Genomic DNA, 17,713 nt, shown 5'->3' on the forward strand with positions numbered 1-17,713 from the left:
TATTTTTGGGCGCAGCCTCGGAGGAGGCTGGCCGGATAAATCTATGTAGCATCTTCTGACGGCAACAAAAGCTGAGTCAGGCTATGGGCCATGACTTTGGCGCTGTCGACCATATCGTCGATGCCGATGTATTCGTCTGGTTTGTGGGCCAATTCCAAAATACCCGGCCCATAGGCGATACAGTTTCTGAGCTTGCCGATGCGATCAATATGTTTTTGATCATAAGTCCCGGGGCTGGCGACATAATCGGGCGATTTTCCAAGCACATCTTGGATCGCGCGGTCTACCGTGGTGACAACCGGTGCGGCGCGGTCGGTCATCGAAGGCGCAACATGGTTGAGCTCGCGCATTTCATAGCGGAAGTTCTCGCGCTGGGCAGAGAGATCATTGAGCAGGCCTTGCACTTCGCCTGCCACACCGGCGTGGTTTTCTTCGGCCAGATAGCGGCGGTCGATCACGATGCGGCAGCTGTCTGGCACGCAATGGGCGGGCAGGCCGGTGAAATCTTCGGGCATCTCGGGCTGGCCGCCGTGGATCGAGTTGATGTTCATGGTGGAGGAGCGTGCGCCTTCGGGCACCACCGGCATATCGGTGCTCCGGGCCGCCATAGCGGGGAAAAGATCGCTCTCAAACTTGTCGAGCACCGCCCCCATGTGGCGCACCGCGCAATCGCCAAGGAAGGGCATGGAGCCATGGGCGATTTCGCCGAAGGTTTCGATTTCCGCCCACCAGCCGCCGCGGTGGCCCAGGCAGATGCGGTCTTTATTGAGCGGTTCGGGGATGATCACATGCTGCACCCTTTCCGGTGCAAAGAAGCCGCGTTCTGCCAAAAAGGCCACGCCGCCGTAGCCGCCGCTTTCCTCATCGGCTGTGCCGGAGATTTCAATGGCGCCGCAGAAATCCGGAAACTCAGCGATGAAGGCTTCGGCCGCGATGATGGAGGCGGCCAGCCCACCTTTCATGTCGCAGGCGCCGCGCCCGTAGATTTTGCCGTCTGACACCTGCCCTCCGAAAGGATCAAAGGTCCAGCCTTGGCCGACCTCCACCACATCGGTGTGGCTGTTGAAATGCACGCATTCGCCGGGGTGATGGCCTTCTTTGCGGGCCAGAACATTCCAGCGGGGGTATTTGTCGCAATCTCCCGGTGCGCCATGGGCGCGGATCAGCTGGGTGTCAAAGCCGTGGCGGGTGAGGCGGGTGTCAAGGTAGTCGCAGATGTCGCGGTAGCATTCGCCGGGTGGGTTGAGCGTTGGGATGCGGATCAGATCCTGGGTCAGGGCTATCAGCTCTTCGCGCATGGCGTCGATGCGCGTCATCAAACGGTCTGTGTCAAAGGGCATGGCAAAACCTCGGCTGCTGGCGGGTGTGGACAGCTGGGGAGCCTCCGGCGGGGATATATCTGGCAAGAGGAAAAGCTGTGGTAGCAGAATGGCTTGCGAGTGGATACGGTATCAATACCGTAGGATTACGGTTTGCGGGGAGCGTATGATGGATTGGGATCTGCTGGCATATGATGCGGCTCCCGTGGGGATCGTGGTGACGCAGCATCGGGTGATCCGCGGCTGCAATGCGAGCTTTGCGCAGATGCTGGGGTATCAGAAGGCGGAGCTGATCGGGCAGTCTTTTCGCCTGCTTTATGGCACCACGGAGGAGTTTGAACAGGTGCGTGACATCGGGATGGCGCCGCTGCGGGCGGACACGGCCTACAGTGATGAGCGCATGTTGCGGCGGCGCGACGGGGGGCAGATCTGGTGCCGGTTTCGCGCACAGACGCGCACGCCGGACGATCCGCTGGCGCAGCTGGTGATGAGCATCGCGGTGATCCATGACGGCCCGCCGGTGTCGCTGAGCGCGCGGCAGCGGCAGGTGGTGAGCGGCCTTGGGCGCGGGCTGACCAGCAAGGAGATCGCGCGTGAGCTGGGGTTGTCACCAAGAACGGTGGAAGATGTGCGTGCGCGGCTATTGAAACGGTTTGAGGTGAAGAACGCCGCAGAGCTTTTGGCGCATCTGACGGTTGGGTAGAATGGTGGGGAGAACGGAAGGGCGCGGGCTCCGGCGGGTCTTTGTGTTCTGAGCCCAGACGGTGGTTTCCGTGCGGGAGGTTACAGGTTTGGCGCGAGTTGCGTTGTTTTCGCAATTTTGGCGGGGTGTTTCTGGCAATAAAATTTCTGAACATACTTGCATTTCGGCCCCTTGAATGGCACCCGTTCAGACCAGAAATGAAAGGGGCGCCCACGTGGGTGCCAACGCCATCCTCAGGAGAGCACAAAATGCCCGATCTTCGTTCCAAGACCTCCACATTCGGTCGCCGAATGGCGGCTGCGCGCGCGCTATGGCGGGCGACGGGTATGAAAACTGAGGACTTCGGCAAGCCGATTGTGGCTGTGGTCAACTCCTTTACCGAATTTGTGCCCGGCCACGTACACCTCAAGGACATGGGCCAGCTGGTGGCGCGTGAAATCGAGAAAGCCGGTGGTGTGGCCAAAGAGATGAATACCATTGCGGTAGATGACGGCATCGCAATGGGCCATGACGGGATGCTCTATTCCCTGCCAAGCCGCGAAGTGATCGCCGACTCAGTGGAGTATATGGCCAATGCCCATTGCGCCGATGCGCTGGTCTGTATTTCCAACTGTGACAAGATCACCCCCGGTATGCTGATGGCGGCGATGCGCCTGAACATTCCGGCGATCTTTGTGTCCGGTGGCCCGATGGAAGCCGGTAAGGTGATCCTGAAAGACGGCGAGCACAAGGCTGACCTTGTGACCGCGATTGTGGGCGCGACCGATGAGGACCGCAGCCAGGAAGAGGTGGATAAGCTCGAGCGCTCCGCCTGCCCGACCTGTGGTTCCTGCTCCGGTATGTTCACAGCCAACTCCATGAACTGTCTGGCCGAAGCGCTGGGTCTGGCGCTGCCGGGCAATGGCTCGCTGCTCGCGACCCACTCCAAACGCCGCGGGCTGTTTGAAGAAGCCGGTCACAAGATCATCGAGCTGTGTGACCGCTGGTACAAAGAGGGTGACGAGACCGCGCTGCCCCGTGGCATTGCGAATTTCAAAGCCTTTGAGAACGCCATGGCGCTCGATATTGCGATGGGCGGGTCCACCAACACCGTGCTGCACCTCTTGGCGATTGCCCATGAAGGCGGCGTGGATTTCACCATGGCGGATATGGACCGTTTGAGCCGCGAGATCCCGCATCTGAGCAAAGTGGCGCCCTCAACGCCGAAGTACCACATGGAGGACGTGCACCGCGCAGGCGGTATTGCGCGGATCATGGGGGAGCTGGAGCGCGAAGGCAAAATCCACCGGGATTGCGCCACCGTGCATGAGCGCACCGTGGGCGAGTTCATCGACAAATGGGATGTGCGCCGCGAAACCGCCGGAAACGAAGCGCGCGATCTGTTCATCGCGGCCCCCGGTGGTGTGCGCACCACGGAAGCCTTCAGTCAGTCACGCATGTACACCGAGCTTGATCTCGATATCGAAGACGGCTGCGTGCGCGACTTTGCCAATGCCTACTCTCAGGAAGGCGGTCTCTGCGTGCTGTTTGGCAACATTGCGGAGCAGGGCTGTATCCTGAAAACCGCAGGCGTGATCAAAGAGATGTATGAGTTTGAAGGCACTGCGAAGGTCTTTGAATCCATGGAAGACGCAATGCATGGGATTCTGCAGAATGAGGTGAAGCCTTATTCCGTGGTGGTGATCCGTTATGAGGGTCCGAAAGGCGGGCCGGGCATGCAGGAAATGCTCTATCCAACCGCCTACCTCAAATCCAAGAAGCTCGACACCACCTGTGCGCTGTTGACCGATGGACGTTTCTCTGGGGGCACCGCCGGTCTGTCGATTGGCCACGCCTCGCCGGAAGCGGCGGAAAAGGGCGTGATTGGTCTGGTGGAAGATGGCGATAAGATCAAAATCTCTGTACCAAACCGCACCATCCATCTGGATGTGAGCGACGAGGAGCTGCAGCGCCGCCGTGACAACCACCCGCAGGCGGACAAGAAGTTCTGGAAAGCCGAAGGGCGTCCTCGTGCGGTGTCCAAGGCACTGAAAGTCTATGCGGCGCATGTGTCCAACGCCTCGCTGGGCGCGGTGCGCATGCTGGATGACGAAGACGAATAAACACGTCTGATGCGAAGATAGAGACGGGGTCGCTTGGCGGCCCCGTTTTGGTTTTTAGGGCGCATTTCGAGTGTATGCGCCGATAGAGCTGTGGGCCTATTGGATGGTCCAGGTCGATGTGCGACCTTGTTGATTGTCAAAGGTGATCTGATCACCGTCCAGTGTGGCGACCTGACACTCCGTTCCCGCAAACCGCTCAGGTTTTGTGAGGGTTCGGCAATATTTGCCATCTCGCTCTTCCCAGACACCTTCGATGCCATCGCCAGAGACGGAACCGTCAGAGCCAAGCACGACTGAGGTGTTGCCACTCACAAGAGTCTTGTCGACTACGGAGAGCCATGCGGGCGCATCTGATGGTGGGGTTGGCGCGGTGTCACATGCGGTGAGACCGAAGGCAGCAATGGTGGAGAGAATTAGAAAATGTTTCATAGCAAAGGTACCAATCATTAAACAAACTAAGTGCCGGAGATTATGGTGGTGTTCGGGAAAATGACAAGAAAAAGGTTGTGCATCAGCGGGTTACCCGCTTTGCGCGATTTGGCTCTCGGCACTTAAAATCTAAAGGCGTGTGGGCTGGAGGGCGGCGGTGAGGCCTTGGCCGCCGCCAATGCCGATCATGGCCAGGGCCAGCGCGTTGTCTGGGGCTTGTTGGCGAATGAGTTGGCTGAACAGGCGCACCACGAGGATTGCGCCGGAGGCTCCGAAAGGGTGGCCAAGGGCGATGGCGCCGCCGTCTTGGTTGGGCAGGGTTTCGTCGATCTCCAGCGCATCGAGGCTGGCCAGCACCTGCGCGGCGAAGGCTTCGTTGAACTCCAGATGGGTGAGATCGGAGAGGCGCAGGTTTGGGTGTTGCTTGAGCAGTTTTTGGGTGGAGGCGACGGGGCCGATGCCGAGGATATTGGGATCCACGCCCGCCGCTGCACCGCCGAGGTAGGCCAGCGCTTTGCTGTGACCGAGGGCGCGGGCATTGGCGGCACTTGTGATCAGCAGCGCGGCGGCTCCGTCATTGAGCGGGCAGGCGTTGCCGACGGTGACACTGCCGTCTTGGGTGAAGGCGGGGCGCAGGCGGGCGAGGCGCGCGGCCGTCATGCTGTCGCGGATGCATTCGTCGGTGGCGTGGCCTGCGATGGGGGTGATTTCACCGGCGAAACGACCGGCATCGCGGGCTTTTGCAGCGCGTTCTTGGGAGCGCAGGGCGAAGGCGTCTTGGCGGGCGCGGGAGATGTTGAACTCATCTGCCACAGTGTCGGCAGCGGCGCCCATGTCGGGATCGCCGATCGCGTCAGGGGAAAAGCGCGCGCGTTTGTAGCTGCGCGTGGGCAGGCTGCCACTGGCGGGCAGGGTGCGCAGGGGTGCGCGGCTTTGGCTTTCCACGCCGCCAGCGAGATAGGTTGTGCCTGCGCCTGCCATGATGAGGTGGCAGGCCATCATAACGGCCTCAAGACCGGAGCCGCATTGGCGATCCACGGTGACGCCGGGGATGGAGGTGGGGAAACCTGCGTGTAGGGCAGCGAGGCGGGCCACGTTGCCGCCGGGGCCTGCGGCGTTGCCCAAGATCACGTCGTCGAGGTGATCAGCGGAGAGGTGCGCGTCAGCGAGGGTGGCTTGCAGGACAGGGGCGGCGAGCTCTTCGACCTCAAGGGAGGCAAACATGCCGCCTGCGCGGCCGATGGCGCTGCGCCGGGCGGCGATAATGACCGGTTGGCGCTCAGGTGGCAGCAGGGACAAGGCGCGCGTCCTTTTTGCTGAGCCATGAAAGCAGACGGCCGCGGTCGGGTTTGCCGGAGCTGGTGAGGGGCCAGTCTTGCGTGCGGTAGAAATGGCGCGGGAGTTTGTAGCGCGGCAGACGGATGGCGAGCTGGGAGCGGAGCTCGTCGAGCGGGGTGTCGCCCTCGACAATGGCGACCAGTTCCTGACCGCGGGATTGATGGGCCACGCCGAGCACCACGGCGGCGGTGAGGCCGAGGATTTCGGAGAGCGCGGTTTCGATTTCCTGCGGGTAGACGTTGTGGCCTGCGGTGATGACCATGCCGCCTTCGCGGCCCAGGAGGCTGAGGCTGCCGTCGTTGTTGAGCTTGCCGACGTCGCCGACGGTGGCCCATGGGCCTTCGCGGCGGAAGCCGGAATTGCGCCCGCCCCAGAGGTAGCTGTCGATCGCCAGATCGCCGCGCACAAAGATGGTGCCGGCTTCACCCTGGGCGACCTCCTGGCCGTTCTGGCGCAGAGAGAGTTCGACGTGGGGGAAGGGGCGGCCCACGGAATGGGCAGGGGCAGAAGAGCTGTCGCGGCCGTGGGTGTTGAGGCTGACAAAGCCCAGCTCGGACGCGCCGTAGTATTCATGCACACGTGCGCGGGGGAAGAAGGCGCGGGCTTTTTCCAAGAGTGCCGGGTCGAGCTTGGCCCCGGCGGTGGTGATCTCAATGATCTGCGCGAGCGGCGTGCCGTGGCAGAGCGCGCCAAGCAAGCTGGGCACCGCAACAATGCGGCGGGTCTCGGCCATGGCCGCATGGGCGGCGGCGAGATCAAATTTCGGCAGGGCGTGGAAGGCGGCTCCAAGTTCCAGCGTTTCGGCGAGTGCATAGAGCGTGATGCCGTGTGCGAGAGGGCCGGGCGCAAATGTGTTGCTTTGCTCGGTCAGCGCAAAGGCGAGGCGGCTTGCATCGAGCGAGGCGCGCCAGCTGTGGCGGGCGCGGGCAAAGGCTTTGGGCTCGGATGTGGTGCCGGAGGTGAAGCCAACCATGAAGATTGCGCGCGGATCGGTGAAGGGGATCTCGGCAGGGGCGGCGAGGAAGGCGTCAAAATCGGCGGTGTCGATGCGGATGGCGGGGATGCCGAGGCGCTCGGCTGCGGCGATCAGGGCGGTTTGGCCGGAGAGGCAGAACAGCGCATCGGGTGGGAGTTTGGCCAGCACGCGCTGATGCAGGGCGTCGGGCCATTGCGGATCAAGCAGGGTGACGGCGTGGGGCGTGGCCAACGCTGTGGCCAGCAGGACAGGCGCATTGGGGTGGTTGCCTACAGAGAGGGCAAAATTGCGCGCGCCTTCGGGCAGCGACAGGTCAGCGCGGGGCTGGGCGGGCAGGGCGCTGAGGGCGGCGTGCAGGCGTTGCAACTTGCGGTGCAGCGCGCCGTAGGTCAGGCGGGTCTTGGAAAGCGCAACCGCCAGCGCGTCGGGGCGCTGGCGGGCGTGATGATCTATTGCGTGGCGTAAAGGCAAGCGCGTCCTCAGAGGGCTGGAAAGGCGCGGCGCAGACCGCGGGCGATCACTGTCGCCAGAACCACCTTTACCAGATCGCCGGGGACATAGGCCACCATGATCGCGAGGGATTTGGTCATGCCCAGTTTGCCGATGAACGCCATCCAAGGAATGCCAGCGGCATACATCAGAACGATGCCGCCAAGGGCCACGTTCAGGCCTGTCTTAAAGGCACTGTTGTCGGTGTCACGCTCGACAAGATAGCCGATCAGAGCGGCGCAAAGCGGCCATGCCAGCAGGAAACCACCGGAGGTGCCGATCAGCACACCAAAGCCGCCGCGGCCACCGGACAGAAGCGGCAGGCCCACGGCCACCAGCGCGATGAAGAGCAGGAGCGCAAGGCCGCCGCGTTTGGACCCGAGCACGGCACCGGCGAGCATCACGCCCAGAGATTGCGCGGTGATCGGAGGCAGGGCGGCGCCCGCGAAATGGATCGGAGGCATCAGGCCAAGTGCGGCGGTGAGGGCGGCAAAGAGTGCGATATAGACGATGTCTTTGGTCGCGAAGCCTTGTTTCATTGCAGTGTCCATCTGATCCGTCCCTTGTCAGAAATCTGTTTGGCGGGAGGGGTGCGCAAAAGCCGCTGAGGGCTCAAGGGCATGGGGCGCTAACGGGGCGGACTTAGGAACGATATCCTCTGGAATCGATGGCATCAGAAATATCATCCGCCATCTTAATGGCGCGGATCGCCATGGGCATGGCCACGGCAATCACCGAGCGCTCCAGCCCGCGCGCTTTCTGGGCCTCGCGCACATCACGCATGATCTGTGCCAGAACCGGAATGAAGCGCAGCGCCAGAGCGATCGCGAGGCTGACCTTGGCGGGGTTGACGCCAAAGGGGCGCAGGATGCTGAGCGCGCGCGTCATGGTGTCGATCATATCCGAGGAGCGCGTGGTCAGGGTCACGAGACTGGCCAGCAGGATCAGGGCGGCGAGGCGCAGCACCACGTAGGCTGCCAGTGTGAGACCAGAGAAATACCATTGCACCGCAAAGAAGAGCACAAAGATCCACAAGAGCGGGCGGATCTGGGCAAAGGCCTGTTTCAGGGTGAGCTGCGCCAGCGGGTAGAGCGCAAGGATCGCCAGCGTGGCGGCGGTGGTCGCAGCCAGACTCTGGTTGATAAAGAGCAGTGTGGCGCCCACCATCAGCGCCGCCATTTTGACCGCGGGGCGCATGCGGTGCAGCGGAGAGTGGCCGGGGGAGTAGAGATCCAGCATCAGGCCATGAGCTCCTGATAGGCGGGGATGACCTCGGCAGGCGGCCCATCGGCAAAGACGCGGCCCTCATCAATGGCGATCACGCGGTCATAGTCAGAGATCAGATCAAGATCATGGGTGACCATGACGACGGTTTGGGACAGTGCGGCCACGGCGCGGGCGATGCGGCGTTTGTTGCGCAGATCGAGAAGCGTGGTGGGTTCATCCATCACCACGATGTCGGGGTTCATCACCAGCACGCCGGAGATGGCGATCAGCTGTTTCTGCCCGCCTGAGAGCAAATGGGCGGGGTGTTCGCGCAGATCGCTGAGATCATAGCGGGCGAGGATTTCATCGGTTTTGGCGGCGATTTCAGCAGTGGAGAAGCCGCAGTTTTTCATGCCAAAGGCGAGATCTTCCTCAACCACGGGCATGACGATCTGATTGTCGGGGTTCTGGAAGACAAAGCCGACCTTGCGGCGCACGTCACGCCCCTTTTTGCGTGTGTTGAGCCCGTCGATCAGCACATCGCCGGAGGTGGGCAGGGCAAGACCATTGAGGAGGCGCGCGAGGGTGGATTTGCCGGAGCCGTTGGCCCCGATGATGGCGATGCGGCGCTCAGACAGGGTGAGGGAAAGGTCGTTGAGGACCTGGCGGTCGCTAAAAGAGAGGCTGACGTTTTGAAGCTCGATCATGGGGGTCCCGCCGGTTGCTGCCTGCTGCGCTCATAGCGCGGGGCGCGCGCCGGTTGAAGCGGCGGATGCCTCCGGCGGGGATATTTTGGGAATGAGAAGCCCTGAGGGACGCGTTTGGCGGGAAAGTTTTCCGCTTAGTCGGCCATGAGGGCGGGGACGCCGCCGATTTCGCCGATCAGGGGCAGCAGGGCTTCCAGCCCCTTGCCGTGCCGCAGCGAGGTGAAGAGGAAGGGGCGGGTGCCGCGCATTCTGGCGGCGTCGCGCTCCATCACTTCCAGCGAGGCGCCAACATAGGGCGCAAGATCGGTTTTGTTGATCACCAGAATGTCGGAGCGGGTGATGGCGGGGCCGCCTTTGCGCGGGATCTCTTCGCCCGCCGCTGTGTCGATCACATAGATGGTGAGATCGGCCAGTTCGGGGCTGAAGGTGGCGGAGAGGTTGTCGCCGCCGGATTCGATCAGCACGATGTCGAGATCGGGGATCTCTTTGGTGAGTTCATCAATGGCGGCGAGGTTGATGGAGGCGTCTTCGCGGATCGCGGTGTGTGGGCAGCCGCCGGTCTCCACACCTTTGATGCGATCCAGAGGCAGCACCTGCTGGCGCATCAGTTCCTCGGCGTCTTCGCGGGTGTAGATGTCATTGGTGACAACGGCGATGGAGAGCTTGTCGCGCAGGGCACGGCAGAGGTTGGCGGTGAGTGTGGTTTTGCCGGCGCCGACGGGGCCGCCGATGCCGATGCGGAGCGGGCCATGAGGTGAAGCGGAGGAGGTCATGTGGGTTTCCTGTGAGGTTAGGACCGGAACAGCCGGGAGTATTGGGTTTCGTGCCGCATCGAGGCGATGTCGGAGGCAAAGGTGGTGGAGGCGATGGCCGAAAGCGGCTCGGTGATCGCCTGATCTGCGATGGATTGGCACAGTGAGGTGAGGGCGGTGAGCACGCTTTGCGCCTCGGTTTGTCCCAAAGGCACCAGCCGGGTGGCGGCGGAGGTGAGATTGGCTGCAAAGGCGTGCAAGAAGAAGCGGGCGGTCTCTGGCAGCGGCAGGTCTTGCAGGCGCGCGGCGCGGCCCACGGCCACCGGATAGGTGAGCTGTGTCAGATCAAGGTCGTGAATGGCACTGGCCGTGCGCACAAAGGCGGACCCCTGCTGATCGGTTTCCAGCAGGCGCTCGGCAGAGGGGGCGAGCGCGCGGGCGAGGTTGTCGGCCTCCGTCAGGGCACTCAGATCGTCAGCCTTGTACGCGGCGGCGAGCAGGATCACGTCGTTGTGGCCTGCGCCATGCACAAGCGTGTCCTGCAGCCAGTGCGAAAAGCTGGCGGCATCATGCACCGTGCCGCAATCCACCAGCGCCTCCAGCCCGTGGCTGTAGGTGAAGGCCCCCACCGGATAGGCGGGGGAGAGCCATTGGGCCAATGTCAGGATCGGATCAGTGCTCATGCGGGTGGTCATGACCGTGGCTGTGATCATGGGCGTGGTCGTGGGCGTGCGGGTGGCTGTGATCGTGGCCATGGGTGCGGCCGTGGCCGTATGCGCCGCCTTCCGGTGTGAAGGGTTCGCAGACCTCTGTCACGGTGGCGCCAAGCAGGGTGAGCATTTCTTTGATCACGTGATCGGGTTGGATCAGCAGGCGCGCGCTTTCGATCTGGCACGGGGTGTGGCGGTTGCCGACGTGCCAGGCGATGCGGGTGAGATCGGGGGCGGTGACTTGCAGCAGCGGCTCCGGCGCGGCGGTCACGGTGATTTCGCGCCCGTCGGTCAGCACCAGAACACCGCCGTGATCGAGCGATGTGGTCTTGGGCAGATCGACGAGGATGCGGGTGCCGTCTTCCAGCCGCAGGGTTTTGCGGCGCAGGAAGCGGTCTTCGTAGGTCAGGGCCACCTGCCCCGCAGCGGGGGCATGGGCGTGGCCGTGATAGGCGCGGGCGGTTGGCAGAGCGGTCATGGCGCCCCCCCGGTTGCCCGCAGGATCAGAGATGCATGTAGTCGCGGAAGACGTGCTGCACGATGTCCTCGCGCTTCAGGCCACGTGCTGCCAGCTGGGCGTCGGTCAGTGCGTTCAGTCGGTCGACCTGCTGAATGCGGCTGTTGTTTTCGATCAGCGAAACGAAGCCATTGCCGATTGCGCGGAACGGAGCGGCCAGCACTTTGCCCAGAGTGAGCGGTGCGGCGGATGTTGTGTCGGTCAGTGCCATGATGAACCTCGGTTTGAGTAAAACGTTCGGTCCTCCCCTGGCGCTTTATATGGGGGAAATGGAGGGGCATGTGCACGGGGTCTTTCGTCATAGCTGGCCTGCGTTTGCTGCAATGCAGCGTCAGCGCAGGGCGGGGATTAGTTTGCGGCTTCGATCCGGACATAGACATAGCGGTCTGGCTCTGCGTCTTTGGATTTGGACTCAGAGAGGTAGGAGAAGCCGAGTTCGGGCAGGTAGTGCAGGGTTTCCTGATAACCGTCGTCGTCATGGTAGATGGCGGTGACCGCGATCATGTCGTAGCTGCAGCCGCCAAGCGTGACCTGTGTCGGGTCGCCGAAGAGGTAGCTTTCGGTGCCGCTGACGACGCCTTCGCTGTCCATGGTCACCACGTTGGTGTCCCAGCGCCCGCCGGCGACCGGGAGCGGCGCTTTTTCGGGCGGCAGGGGGTAGCTGTGGGTTCTGCGGGAGCTGGTGATGGCGTTGCCGTCGCTCACATCAAAATACTCCACAAGATAGATGCCTTTGAGCAGGACAAACTTCGACAGCACTTCAGAGCCTTCTTCCCACGCGCCGCGAATGTGGTTTTCGCCGAAGGCCTCATAGGTTTCCACGGTGCCTTCCATGTCGACCAGGCGGATGCCGGTTTCCATGTCAGAAGCGGTTGGGCATTGCGCAGCGAGAGGGCTGGCAAAGCAGGTGAGGGCGAGAAGAAGTGCGCGCATAAGGCCTCCGGTCAGAACATAAAGTACCGCTGTGCCATGGGCAGCACCTCGGCAGGCTGACAGGTTAGAAGTTCGCCGTCGGCGCGCACCTCGTAAGTCTCTGGGTTGACTTCGATTTCCGGGGTGGCGGCGTTCAGTTTCAGATCCGACTTGCCAATCTTGCGGGTATTCTGAACCGCGATGGTTTGTTTTGCCAAGCCCAGTGACGCACCGATGTTTTCCGCTTGTGCCGCTTCTGACACAAACACAACGGCAGCATTTTCCACGGCACGGCCATAGGCGCCAAACATCGGGCGGGAGTAGACCGGCTGGGGCGTTGGGATGGAGGCGTTGGGGTCGCCCATCTGCGCACAGACAATCGAGCCGCCAATCAGCACCATTTCCGGCTTCACGCCAAAGAAGGCCGGGTTCCACAGCACGAGATCGGCGCGCTTGCCTTCTTCAATGGAGCCGATCTGATGGGCGATGCCATGGGCGATGGCGGGGTTGATGGTGTATTTGGCGATATAACGGCGGACGCGGAAGTTGTCGTTTTCGCCGGTCTCCTCAGCAAGGCGGCCGCGCTGTTTCTTCATTTTGTCAGCGGTCTGCCATGTGCGGATCAGCACTTCGCCGACGCGGCCCATGGCCTGGCTATCGGACGCGATGATCGAGAACGCGCCCATGTCATGCAGGATGTCCTCAGCCGCAATGGTTTCGCGCCGGATGCGGCTTTCGGCAAAGGCCACATCCTCGGGGATGGATTTGTCGAGATGGTGGCAGACCATGAGCATGTCGAGATGCTCATCCACCGTGTTCACGGTGAAGGGCCGTGTGGGGTTGGTGGAGGAGGGCAGCACATGCTCTTCGCCGCAGATCTTGATGATGTCAGGGGCGTGACCGCCGCCTGCGCCCTCGGTGTGGAAGGCGTGGATGGTGCGGCCTTTCATGGCGGCCACGGTGTTTTCAACAAAGCCGCTTTCGTTGAGCGTGTCGGTGTGGATCATCACCTGCACGTCCATGGCATCGGCCACCGAGAGGCAGCAATCAATCGCGGCGGGCGTGGTGCCCCAGTCTTCGTGCAGTTTGAGCGCGCAGGCGCCTGCCTTCACTTGCTCTTCGATGGCCGCAGGCAGCGAGGCGTTGCCTTTGCCCGCAAAGGCGAGGTTCATCGGGAAGGCGTCGGCAGATTGCAGCATGCGGCCAATGTGCCAGGGGCCGGGGGTGCAGGTGGTGGCCAGCGTGCCGTGGGCCGGGCCGGTGCCGCCGCCAAGCATGGTGGTGAGGCCCGAGTGCAGCGCATCCTCGATCTGCTGGGGGCAGATGTAGTGGATGTGGCTGTCAAAACCGCCTGCAGTCAGGATTTTGCCCTCTCCCGCGATGGCTTCGGTGCCGGGGCCAACGATGATGTCCACGCCCGGTTGGGTGTCGGGGTTGCCCGCCTTGCCGATCTTGGCGATGCGCCCATCCTTGAGGCCCACGTCGGCTTTGTAGATGCCGGTGTGATCGACGATCAGCGCGTTGGTGATGACCGTGTCCACAGCGCCTTCGGCGCGGGTGGTTTGCGCCTGGCCCATGCCGTCGCGGATCACCTTGCCGCCGCCGAATTTGACCTCTTCGCCATAGCTGAGCGCATTGCCGTTGCCCGCTTTCTCGGCGGTGAGATCCCGCTCCACCTCGATCACAAGATCGGTGTCAGCGAGGCGCAGCTTGTCACCCACGGTGGGGCCAAACATGGCGGCATAGTCGGAGCGGGAAATTTTGGCTGGCATTTCAGGACGTCTCTGTTGGTTGCGCAGAGGGCGGGCGGGGCCCGCCTCTGGATTACTTTTTGGGTTTTGCAGCCTGCGGCATGGCCGGAGGCTTGGAAGGCTGGCGTTTGGGTTTGCGCGTCGGCGCTGGTGGCTGTGCCTGTGTCGCTGAAGGCTCGGCGCTGGGCGTTGCGGTTTTGGCCGCGGGTGCGGGTTTGGCGGCCGCTTTGGGGGCAGCAGCTGTGCTTGCCTTTGCTTTGGCCTTGGTTTTGGGCGCGGCTTTTGCGGGCGCGGGTGTTGCAGTCTTTGCGGCGGGTTTGGCCTTTGGCGCGGCTGTTTTTGGCGTTTTGGGCTCTGCAGTTTTGGCCACCGTTGGTTTGGCGGCAGCTTTGGCGGCTGCAGGTTTGGTTGTGGCGGCCTTAGTCGCAGGCGCGTTTGCGGTCTTTGCCGTTTTGATGGCGGGCTTGGCCTTTGGCGCGGGTTTTGCCGCTGGAGCTTCCGGCGCGGCGGGTTTGGCGACTTTTGGCGCAGGTGATGTCGCGACATTGGCGCTGGTGGTTTTGAAGCTCGGCTCTGAGGGCGCGGGTTTGGCGGCTGCGCGTGATGCAGGGCGGGAGGTCTTGGCTCTGGCCTTGGTCGCGGTGCTGGCTTTGCGGCGGGGCGGGCGTTTGGCGGCAGGTTTGGTCACCGGGACCGGTTTGGCCACAACGGTGGCAGGCGGTGCGGTTAAGGGTGCAGACACCTCTGAGACGGTGTCCGGGCGGCGCAGGCCCATGGAGGTCATCATGGCCTTGGTCATGGCATGAGAGGTGCGCATGTTGCGCTCCATCATGCGCGACATGAAGATAAACCCGTTCAGTGAGGCCGTGATAGAGCCCATGGCAAGTGTCTGCATCAAAATCTCCTTGGGGTTATGTCATGAGAGAGGCCCCATGACTTTCTGATTAAATCCGTAAATGCGGCGCGCGCCTGAAACCGGGATGAGGTTCACTTCGCGGCGTTGGCCCGGCTCAAAGCGCACGGCGGTGCCGGCGGCGATGTCCAGACGCAGGCCATGGGCGGCGGCGCGGTCAAATTCCAGAGCCGGATTGGTTTCGGCAAAATGGTAGTGGCTGCCCACCTGAATGGGGCGGTCGCCGGTGTTGGCCACCATGAGGGTGGTGACTTCGGCGTGTTCGTTCAGGGTGAGTTCGCCCTCTGCGGGGATCAGTTCGCCGGGGATCATTGCAGGGACCACGCGAGAAGACCAAGTGCGCCAAGGGTGAAGCTGCCTGCCAGCTGTGCGAGCAGCAGGGGGTCACTGGATTGTGCCAAGGCCGGAGCGGCGCTTTTGGCGGGGAGGGAGGTGACGGCAAAACGTTGCATGATGGGTCTTTCTGTTTTGGTCAGCGGATCGGATTGTGGACGGTGACGAGCTTGGTGCCATCGGGGAAGGTGGCCTCCACCTGCACCTCATGGATCATCTCGGGGATGCCCTCCATGCACTGCCCACGCGTGATGACCTGTGCGCCCGATTGCATGAGGTCGGCCACGGAGCGGCCGTCACGTGCGCCTTCCACAACGGCGTCGGTGATCAGGGCAATGGCCTCTGGGTGGTTGAGCTTTACGCCGCGCGCGAGGCGCTTGCGGGCGACCTCGGCCGCCATGGCGATCAGCAGTTTGTCCTTTTCGCGGGGAGTCAGTTGCATGTGGTCAGAGCATCCATGTTCGGGGAATATCAGCGCCGTGCAGAAGCGTGAGCGCGGGAATGAGGGATTGGCGCAGGGCGTGGCCGTCTTCGGCCAGAATGCGCGCAAAGAGGAGGCCGTCGCGGATCACGCTGGCCCCTGCCGTTGCAGGCATAAGCGCGCGCAGGGCGTCCAGATGGCGGGCCGCATCCGGTGCGGCCAGCAAAAGCGTGGCCATGGCGCGGGCACCGCCTGCGATGGTGGGGCGGTCAAGCTGGGCCTGAATATTGCCGCTGAGTTTGACCCGGTCTGCAAACAGCAGCTTGTCTCCACGGGTCACGGTGATGCGGTCAAAGATATCGGCTTTGCGCACGGTTTCACCCATGGCGGTGCGGCCAAAAATCAAAGGCTCCACCATCAGGAAGCGGGCGGTTTTATGCATGTTGACGGTCAGGCTGCGCGACAGCGATGCGCCGTCAAACAGGATGGTTTCCTGTGGCAGCCAATCGAGTTGGCTGTTCTCAGACAGGGTGAGTGTGCTGTCCAGCCGGCCGGGCTTTGCGTCGATGCTGCGATACGCCCGCTCGGCGGCCTGGGTGGTCACGGTGAGATGGCTGCCCGTGCCTGCGGCGGCGGCAACGGAGAAACGGTCGCCTCCGGTGATGCCGCCTGCGGTGTTGAGCAGAACCGCTTGCAGCGCCTTGGTGCGGCCGCGCGCGTAGTTTGCGTGCGGAAACAGGACGCGGTTGGAGCCGGACAGGCGCAGATCATCCAGAACGGAGCTGCCCTCGCGCAGCTTGCTGCGGATGTCGGCACTGCCTTGTGCGCGCGGCTGCTGCGTGGGTGGCAGGGCAGGCTCTGGACGTGATATGGGTGTCAGCGCGGTGATGGCACTCTCCGGTCTTTCGGCAGGGAATTTGCCTTTGACTCGCATCGGTTGCGCCGGGCGGAAAGTGAGGCTGCCCGATTTTTGAGCGCATTTGTGCGGTGCGTGCAATTTTTGCGCTAACTGAAAACCTAAGATGAAAAATTAGGCGGATTGTGAACTTTGCGGTGCGGATGCCAATTCGATTGAAATTTGCCCTCTCTCTCGCCATTTTGCCGCCAGTTTCGAATCGCCTTCAGAGGGGGCGATGTCGCCATTTTGCGCAGTCTGACAACAGGTCTGACCCCGCAGCCCTTCAGATCCCGGCGTGGCCGGAGAGGAGCCAGATATGAGCTTTGATCGCAAGATTAAGATCGCCCCATCCATCCTGTCAGCGGATTTTGCCAACTTTGGCGCGGAGATCCGCGCGATTGAGGATCAGGGCGCGGATTGGGTGCATGTGGATGTGATGGACGGCCATTTTGTGCCCAACCTGACCTTTGGCCCGCCAGCGGTGAAAGCCTTCCGTCCGCATGTGAAAACCTTCATGGATGTGCATCTGATGATCGCGCCGGTGGATCCCTATATCGAGGCCTATGCCGAGGCCGGTGCTGATATGATCACCGCCCATGTGGAGGCAGGTCCGCATATTCACCGCACGTTGCAGGCGATCAAGGCACAGGGCGTGAAGGCGGGTGTAAGCCTCAACCCCGGCACGCCGCTGGAGAGCATCGAGCATGTGATGGATCTGGTGGATATGGTGCTGATCATGACCGTGAACCCCGGCTTTGGCGGGCAGAAGTTCATCCACTCCGGTGTCGAGAAAACCCGCCGCTGTCGCGAGATGATTGGCGATCGCGAGATCCACATTCAGATCGACGGCGGCGTGACCACGGAGACCGCCCCATTGGTGGCTGCGGCCGGTGCCGATGTGCTGGTGGCGGGCTCTGCTGTGTTCAAAGGCGGCTCTGTCGATCAGGCGCAGGTCTACGGCGAAAACATCCGCGCCATCCGTGCAGCGGCAGAGGCGGCACAGTAAGCAGCGCGCAATGAGTGCCTGTGGAGCGTCATAGAAGTATGACGCTCGACGGGAGAGCTCTGAGGGCGTCAGCGGGGCGGTGTTTGGTTTGATGGTTGCGAAGGTAGGTGAGCGGGACTTTGCGGCTACTCGCCTGTTTGGGGTGAAGCATCGCTGTCAGCCCACAGCGGTCCTTGGCAAAGACAGCCGCGAAAGACTTCTGAGAGCCCAAACCTACCGATGCTGCGATGG

21 protein-coding genes are annotated in these 17,713 nt (G+C 62.5%); 4 read left to right on the forward strand and 17 right to left on the reverse strand.

Annotated elements, in window-relative coordinates; genetic code table 11:
• Positions 1–41: 41 nt before the first annotated feature.
• Positions 42–1,340 carry an acetylornithine deacetylase/succinyl-diaminopimelate desuccinylase family protein gene (locus tag J7400_RS03615; protein ID WP_209059481.1) on the reverse strand — a complete coding sequence of 433 codons (1,299 nt, stop codon included), beginning with the start codon at positions 1,338–1,340 and terminating at the stop codon, positions 42–44.
• Positions 1,341–1,488: 148 nt separating this feature from the next.
• Between J7400_RS03615 and J7400_RS03620 the strand changes: the two genes are divergently transcribed.
• Together J7400_RS03620 and ilvD are read left to right on the forward strand one after the other, a co-directional pair.
• Entirely contained in the window at positions 1,489–2,022 is a 534-nt protein-coding gene (locus tag J7400_RS03620) for a PAS and helix-turn-helix domain-containing protein (protein ID WP_247738578.1), read from the forward strand.
• Positions 2,023–2,270: 248 nt separating this feature from the next.
• Positions 2,271–4,124 (forward strand): dihydroxy-acid dehydratase, encoded by a 1,854-nt coding sequence (ilvD, locus tag J7400_RS03625; protein WP_209059488.1) that lies wholly within the window; start codon positions 2,271–2,273, stop codon positions 4,122–4,124.
• A gap of 96 nt (positions 4,125–4,220) precedes the next feature.
• Here the strand turns inward: ilvD and J7400_RS03630 are convergent, their stop codons facing one another.
• The 12 genes from J7400_RS03630 to ureC form a co-directional block, all read right to left on the reverse strand.
• Positions 4,221–4,553 carry a hypothetical protein gene (locus J7400_RS03630; RefSeq protein ID WP_209059499.1) on the reverse strand — a complete coding sequence of 111 codons (333 nt, stop codon included), beginning with the start codon at positions 4,551–4,553 and terminating at the stop codon, positions 4,221–4,223.
• 129 nt (positions 4,554–4,682) lie between these two features.
• Positions 4,683–5,852 (reverse strand): thiolase family protein, encoded by a 1,170-nt coding sequence (locus J7400_RS03635; protein ID WP_209059501.1) that lies wholly within the window; start codon positions 5,850–5,852, stop codon positions 4,683–4,685.
• Positions 5,833–7,338 (reverse strand): AMP-binding protein, encoded by a 1,506-nt coding sequence (locus tag J7400_RS03640; protein WP_209059502.1) that lies wholly within the window; start codon positions 7,336–7,338, stop codon positions 5,833–5,835. Before J7400_RS03640 ends, J7400_RS03635 begins: the two co-directional genes overlap by 20 nt.
• Before the next feature lie 8 nt (positions 7,339–7,346).
• Positions 7,347–7,895 (reverse strand): biotin transporter BioY, encoded by a 549-nt coding sequence (locus J7400_RS03645; RefSeq protein ID WP_209059507.1) that lies wholly within the window; start codon positions 7,893–7,895, stop codon positions 7,347–7,349.
• A gap of 103 nt (positions 7,896–7,998) precedes the next feature.
• The gene (locus tag J7400_RS03650; RefSeq protein WP_209059510.1) at positions 7,999–8,595 is read right to left on the reverse strand and encodes an energy-coupling factor transporter transmembrane protein EcfT; all 597 of its coding nucleotides are present in this window, start codon (positions 8,593–8,595) and stop codon (positions 7,999–8,001) included.
• Positions 8,595–9,269, reverse strand: a complete 675-nt coding sequence (locus tag J7400_RS03655; protein ID WP_209059525.1) for an ATP-binding cassette domain-containing protein — start codon at positions 9,267–9,269, stop codon at positions 8,595–8,597. The genes J7400_RS03650 and J7400_RS03655 overlap by 1 nt, the downstream gene beginning before the upstream one ends.
• A 134-nt stretch (positions 9,270–9,403) precedes the next feature.
• Positions 9,404–10,042, reverse strand: a complete 639-nt coding sequence (ureG, locus tag J7400_RS03660) for an urease accessory protein UreG (RefSeq protein WP_209059531.1) — start codon at positions 10,040–10,042, stop codon at positions 9,404–9,406.
• 17 nt (positions 10,043–10,059) lie between these two features.
• Positions 10,060–10,704 (reverse strand): urease accessory protein UreF, encoded by a 645-nt coding sequence (locus J7400_RS03665; RefSeq protein WP_209060254.1) that lies wholly within the window; start codon positions 10,702–10,704, stop codon positions 10,060–10,062.
• Positions 10,694–11,209 carry an urease accessory protein UreE gene (gene ureE, locus J7400_RS03670; RefSeq protein WP_209059533.1) on the reverse strand — a complete coding sequence of 172 codons (516 nt, stop codon included), beginning with the start codon at positions 11,207–11,209 and terminating at the stop codon, positions 10,694–10,696. Before ureE ends, J7400_RS03665 begins: the two co-directional genes overlap by 11 nt.
• 25 nt (positions 11,210–11,234) lie before the next feature.
• Positions 11,235–11,459: a DUF1127 domain-containing protein gene (locus J7400_RS03675; RefSeq protein ID WP_209059535.1), complete on the reverse strand. Its 225-nt coding sequence runs from the start codon at positions 11,457–11,459 to the stop codon at positions 11,235–11,237.
• A 137-nt stretch (positions 11,460–11,596) separates the two neighbouring features.
• On the reverse strand, positions 11,597–12,181 hold the full coding sequence (locus J7400_RS03680; RefSeq protein ID WP_209059537.1) for a hypothetical protein: 585 nt from the start codon (positions 12,179–12,181) through the stop codon (positions 11,597–11,599).
• Between the two features lie 11 nt (positions 12,182–12,192).
• A complete protein-coding gene (gene ureC, locus J7400_RS03685; protein ID WP_209059539.1) occupies positions 12,193–13,932 on the reverse strand; it encodes an urease subunit alpha in 1,740 nt (579 codons plus the stop codon).
• An 80-nt stretch (positions 13,933–14,012) separates the two neighbouring features.
• Between ureC and J7400_RS03690 the strand changes: the two genes are divergently transcribed.
• The gene (locus J7400_RS03690) at positions 14,013–14,717 is read left to right on the forward strand and encodes a hypothetical protein (protein ID WP_209059542.1); all 705 of its coding nucleotides are present in this window, start codon (positions 14,013–14,015) and stop codon (positions 14,715–14,717) included.
• Between the two features lie 110 nt (positions 14,718–14,827).
• On the opposite strand, the gene J7400_RS03695 is transcribed toward J7400_RS03690, so the two are convergent.
• Genes J7400_RS03695 through J7400_RS03710 form a run of 4 tightly spaced genes read right to left on the reverse strand, consistent with a single transcriptional unit; the run spans position 14,828 to position 16,512 of the window.
• On the reverse strand, positions 14,828–15,136 hold the full coding sequence (locus tag J7400_RS03695; RefSeq protein WP_209059558.1) for an urease subunit beta: 309 nt from the start codon (positions 15,134–15,136) through the stop codon (positions 14,828–14,830).
• Entirely contained in the window at positions 15,133–15,276 is a 144-nt protein-coding gene (locus J7400_RS03700) for a hypothetical protein (RefSeq protein WP_209059560.1), read from the reverse strand. The genes J7400_RS03695 and J7400_RS03700 overlap by 4 nt, the downstream gene beginning before the upstream one ends.
• 20 nt (positions 15,277–15,296) lie before the next feature.
• On the reverse strand, positions 15,297–15,599 hold the full coding sequence (locus tag J7400_RS03705; RefSeq protein ID WP_209059566.1) for an urease subunit gamma: 303 nt from the start codon (positions 15,597–15,599) through the stop codon (positions 15,297–15,299).
• A gap of 4 nt (positions 15,600–15,603) precedes the next feature.
• On the reverse strand, positions 15,604–16,512 hold the full coding sequence (locus J7400_RS03710; RefSeq protein ID WP_209059569.1) for an urease accessory protein UreD: 909 nt from the start codon (positions 16,510–16,512) through the stop codon (positions 15,604–15,606).
• 280 nt (positions 16,513–16,792) lie between these two features.
• On the opposite strand from J7400_RS03710, the gene rpe reads away from it, so the two are divergent.
• On the forward strand, positions 16,793–17,482 hold the full coding sequence (gene rpe / locus J7400_RS03715; RefSeq protein WP_209059572.1) for a ribulose-phosphate 3-epimerase: 690 nt from the start codon (positions 16,793–16,795) through the stop codon (positions 17,480–17,482).
• Positions 17,483–17,713: the final 231 nt, after the last annotated feature.

The organism is Shimia sp. R9_2 (assembly GCF_017743735.1).
Lineage (GTDB): Bacteria > Pseudomonadota > Alphaproteobacteria > Rhodobacterales > Rhodobacteraceae > Shimia.

Excerpts from the sequence above, each read along its gene's own strand:
- J7400_RS03665 (WP_209060254.1), bottom strand. The coding sequence starts at position 10,704 with ATGAGCACTGATCCGATCCTGACATTGGCCCAATGGCTCTCCCCCGCC.
- J7400_RS03630 (WP_209059499.1), bottom strand. The coding sequence starts at position 4,553 with ATGAAACATTTTCTAATTCTCTCCACCATTGCTGCCTTCGGTCTCACC.
- J7400_RS03690 (WP_209059542.1), top strand. The coding sequence starts at position 14,013 with ATGGCCGGAGGCTTGGAAGGCTGGCGTTTGGGTTTGCGCGTCGGCGCT.
- ureE (WP_209059533.1), bottom strand. The coding sequence starts at position 11,209 with ATGACCGCTCTGCCAACCGCCCGCGCCTATCACGGCCACGCCCATGCC.
- ilvD (WP_209059488.1), top strand. The coding sequence starts at position 2,271 with ATGCCCGATCTTCGTTCCAAGACCTCCACATTCGGTCGCCGAATGGCG.
- J7400_RS03620 (WP_247738578.1), top strand. The coding sequence starts at position 1,489 with ATGGATTGGGATCTGCTGGCATATGATGCGGCTCCCGTGGGGATCGTG.
- rpe (WP_209059572.1), top strand. The coding sequence starts at position 16,793 with ATGAGCTTTGATCGCAAGATTAAGATCGCCCCATCCATCCTGTCAGCG.
- J7400_RS03645 (WP_209059507.1), bottom strand. The coding sequence starts at position 7,895 with ATGAAACAAGGCTTCGCGACCAAAGACATCGTCTATATCGCACTCTTT.
- J7400_RS03710 (WP_209059569.1), bottom strand. The coding sequence starts at position 16,512 with ATGCGAGTCAAAGGCAAATTCCCTGCCGAAAGACCGGAGAGTGCCATC.
- ureC (WP_209059539.1), bottom strand. The coding sequence starts at position 13,932 with ATGCCAGCCAAAATTTCCCGCTCCGACTATGCCGCCATGTTTGGCCCC.
- J7400_RS03675 (WP_209059535.1), bottom strand. The coding sequence starts at position 11,459 with ATGGCACTGACCGACACAACATCCGCCGCACCGCTCACTCTGGGCAAA.
- J7400_RS03650 (WP_209059510.1), bottom strand. The coding sequence starts at position 8,595 with ATGCTGGATCTCTACTCCCCCGGCCACTCTCCGCTGCACCGCATGCGC.
- J7400_RS03655 (WP_209059525.1), bottom strand. The coding sequence starts at position 9,269 with ATGATCGAGCTTCAAAACGTCAGCCTCTCTTTTAGCGACCGCCAGGTC.
- J7400_RS03615 (WP_209059481.1), bottom strand. The coding sequence starts at position 1,340 with ATGCCCTTTGACACAGACCGTTTGATGACGCGCATCGACGCCATGCGC.
- J7400_RS03705 (WP_209059566.1), bottom strand. The coding sequence starts at position 15,599 with ATGCAACTGACTCCCCGCGAAAAGGACAAACTGCTGATCGCCATGGCG.
- J7400_RS03680 (WP_209059537.1), bottom strand. The coding sequence starts at position 12,181 with ATGCGCGCACTTCTTCTCGCCCTCACCTGCTTTGCCAGCCCTCTCGCT.
- ureG (WP_209059531.1), bottom strand. The coding sequence starts at position 10,042 with ATGACCTCCTCCGCTTCACCTCATGGCCCGCTCCGCATCGGCATCGGC.
- J7400_RS03695 (WP_209059558.1), bottom strand. The coding sequence starts at position 15,136 with ATGATCCCCGGCGAACTGATCCCCGCAGAGGGCGAACTCACCCTGAAC.
- J7400_RS03700 (WP_209059560.1), bottom strand. The coding sequence starts at position 15,276 with ATGCAACGTTTTGCCGTCACCTCCCTCCCCGCCAAAAGCGCCGCTCCG.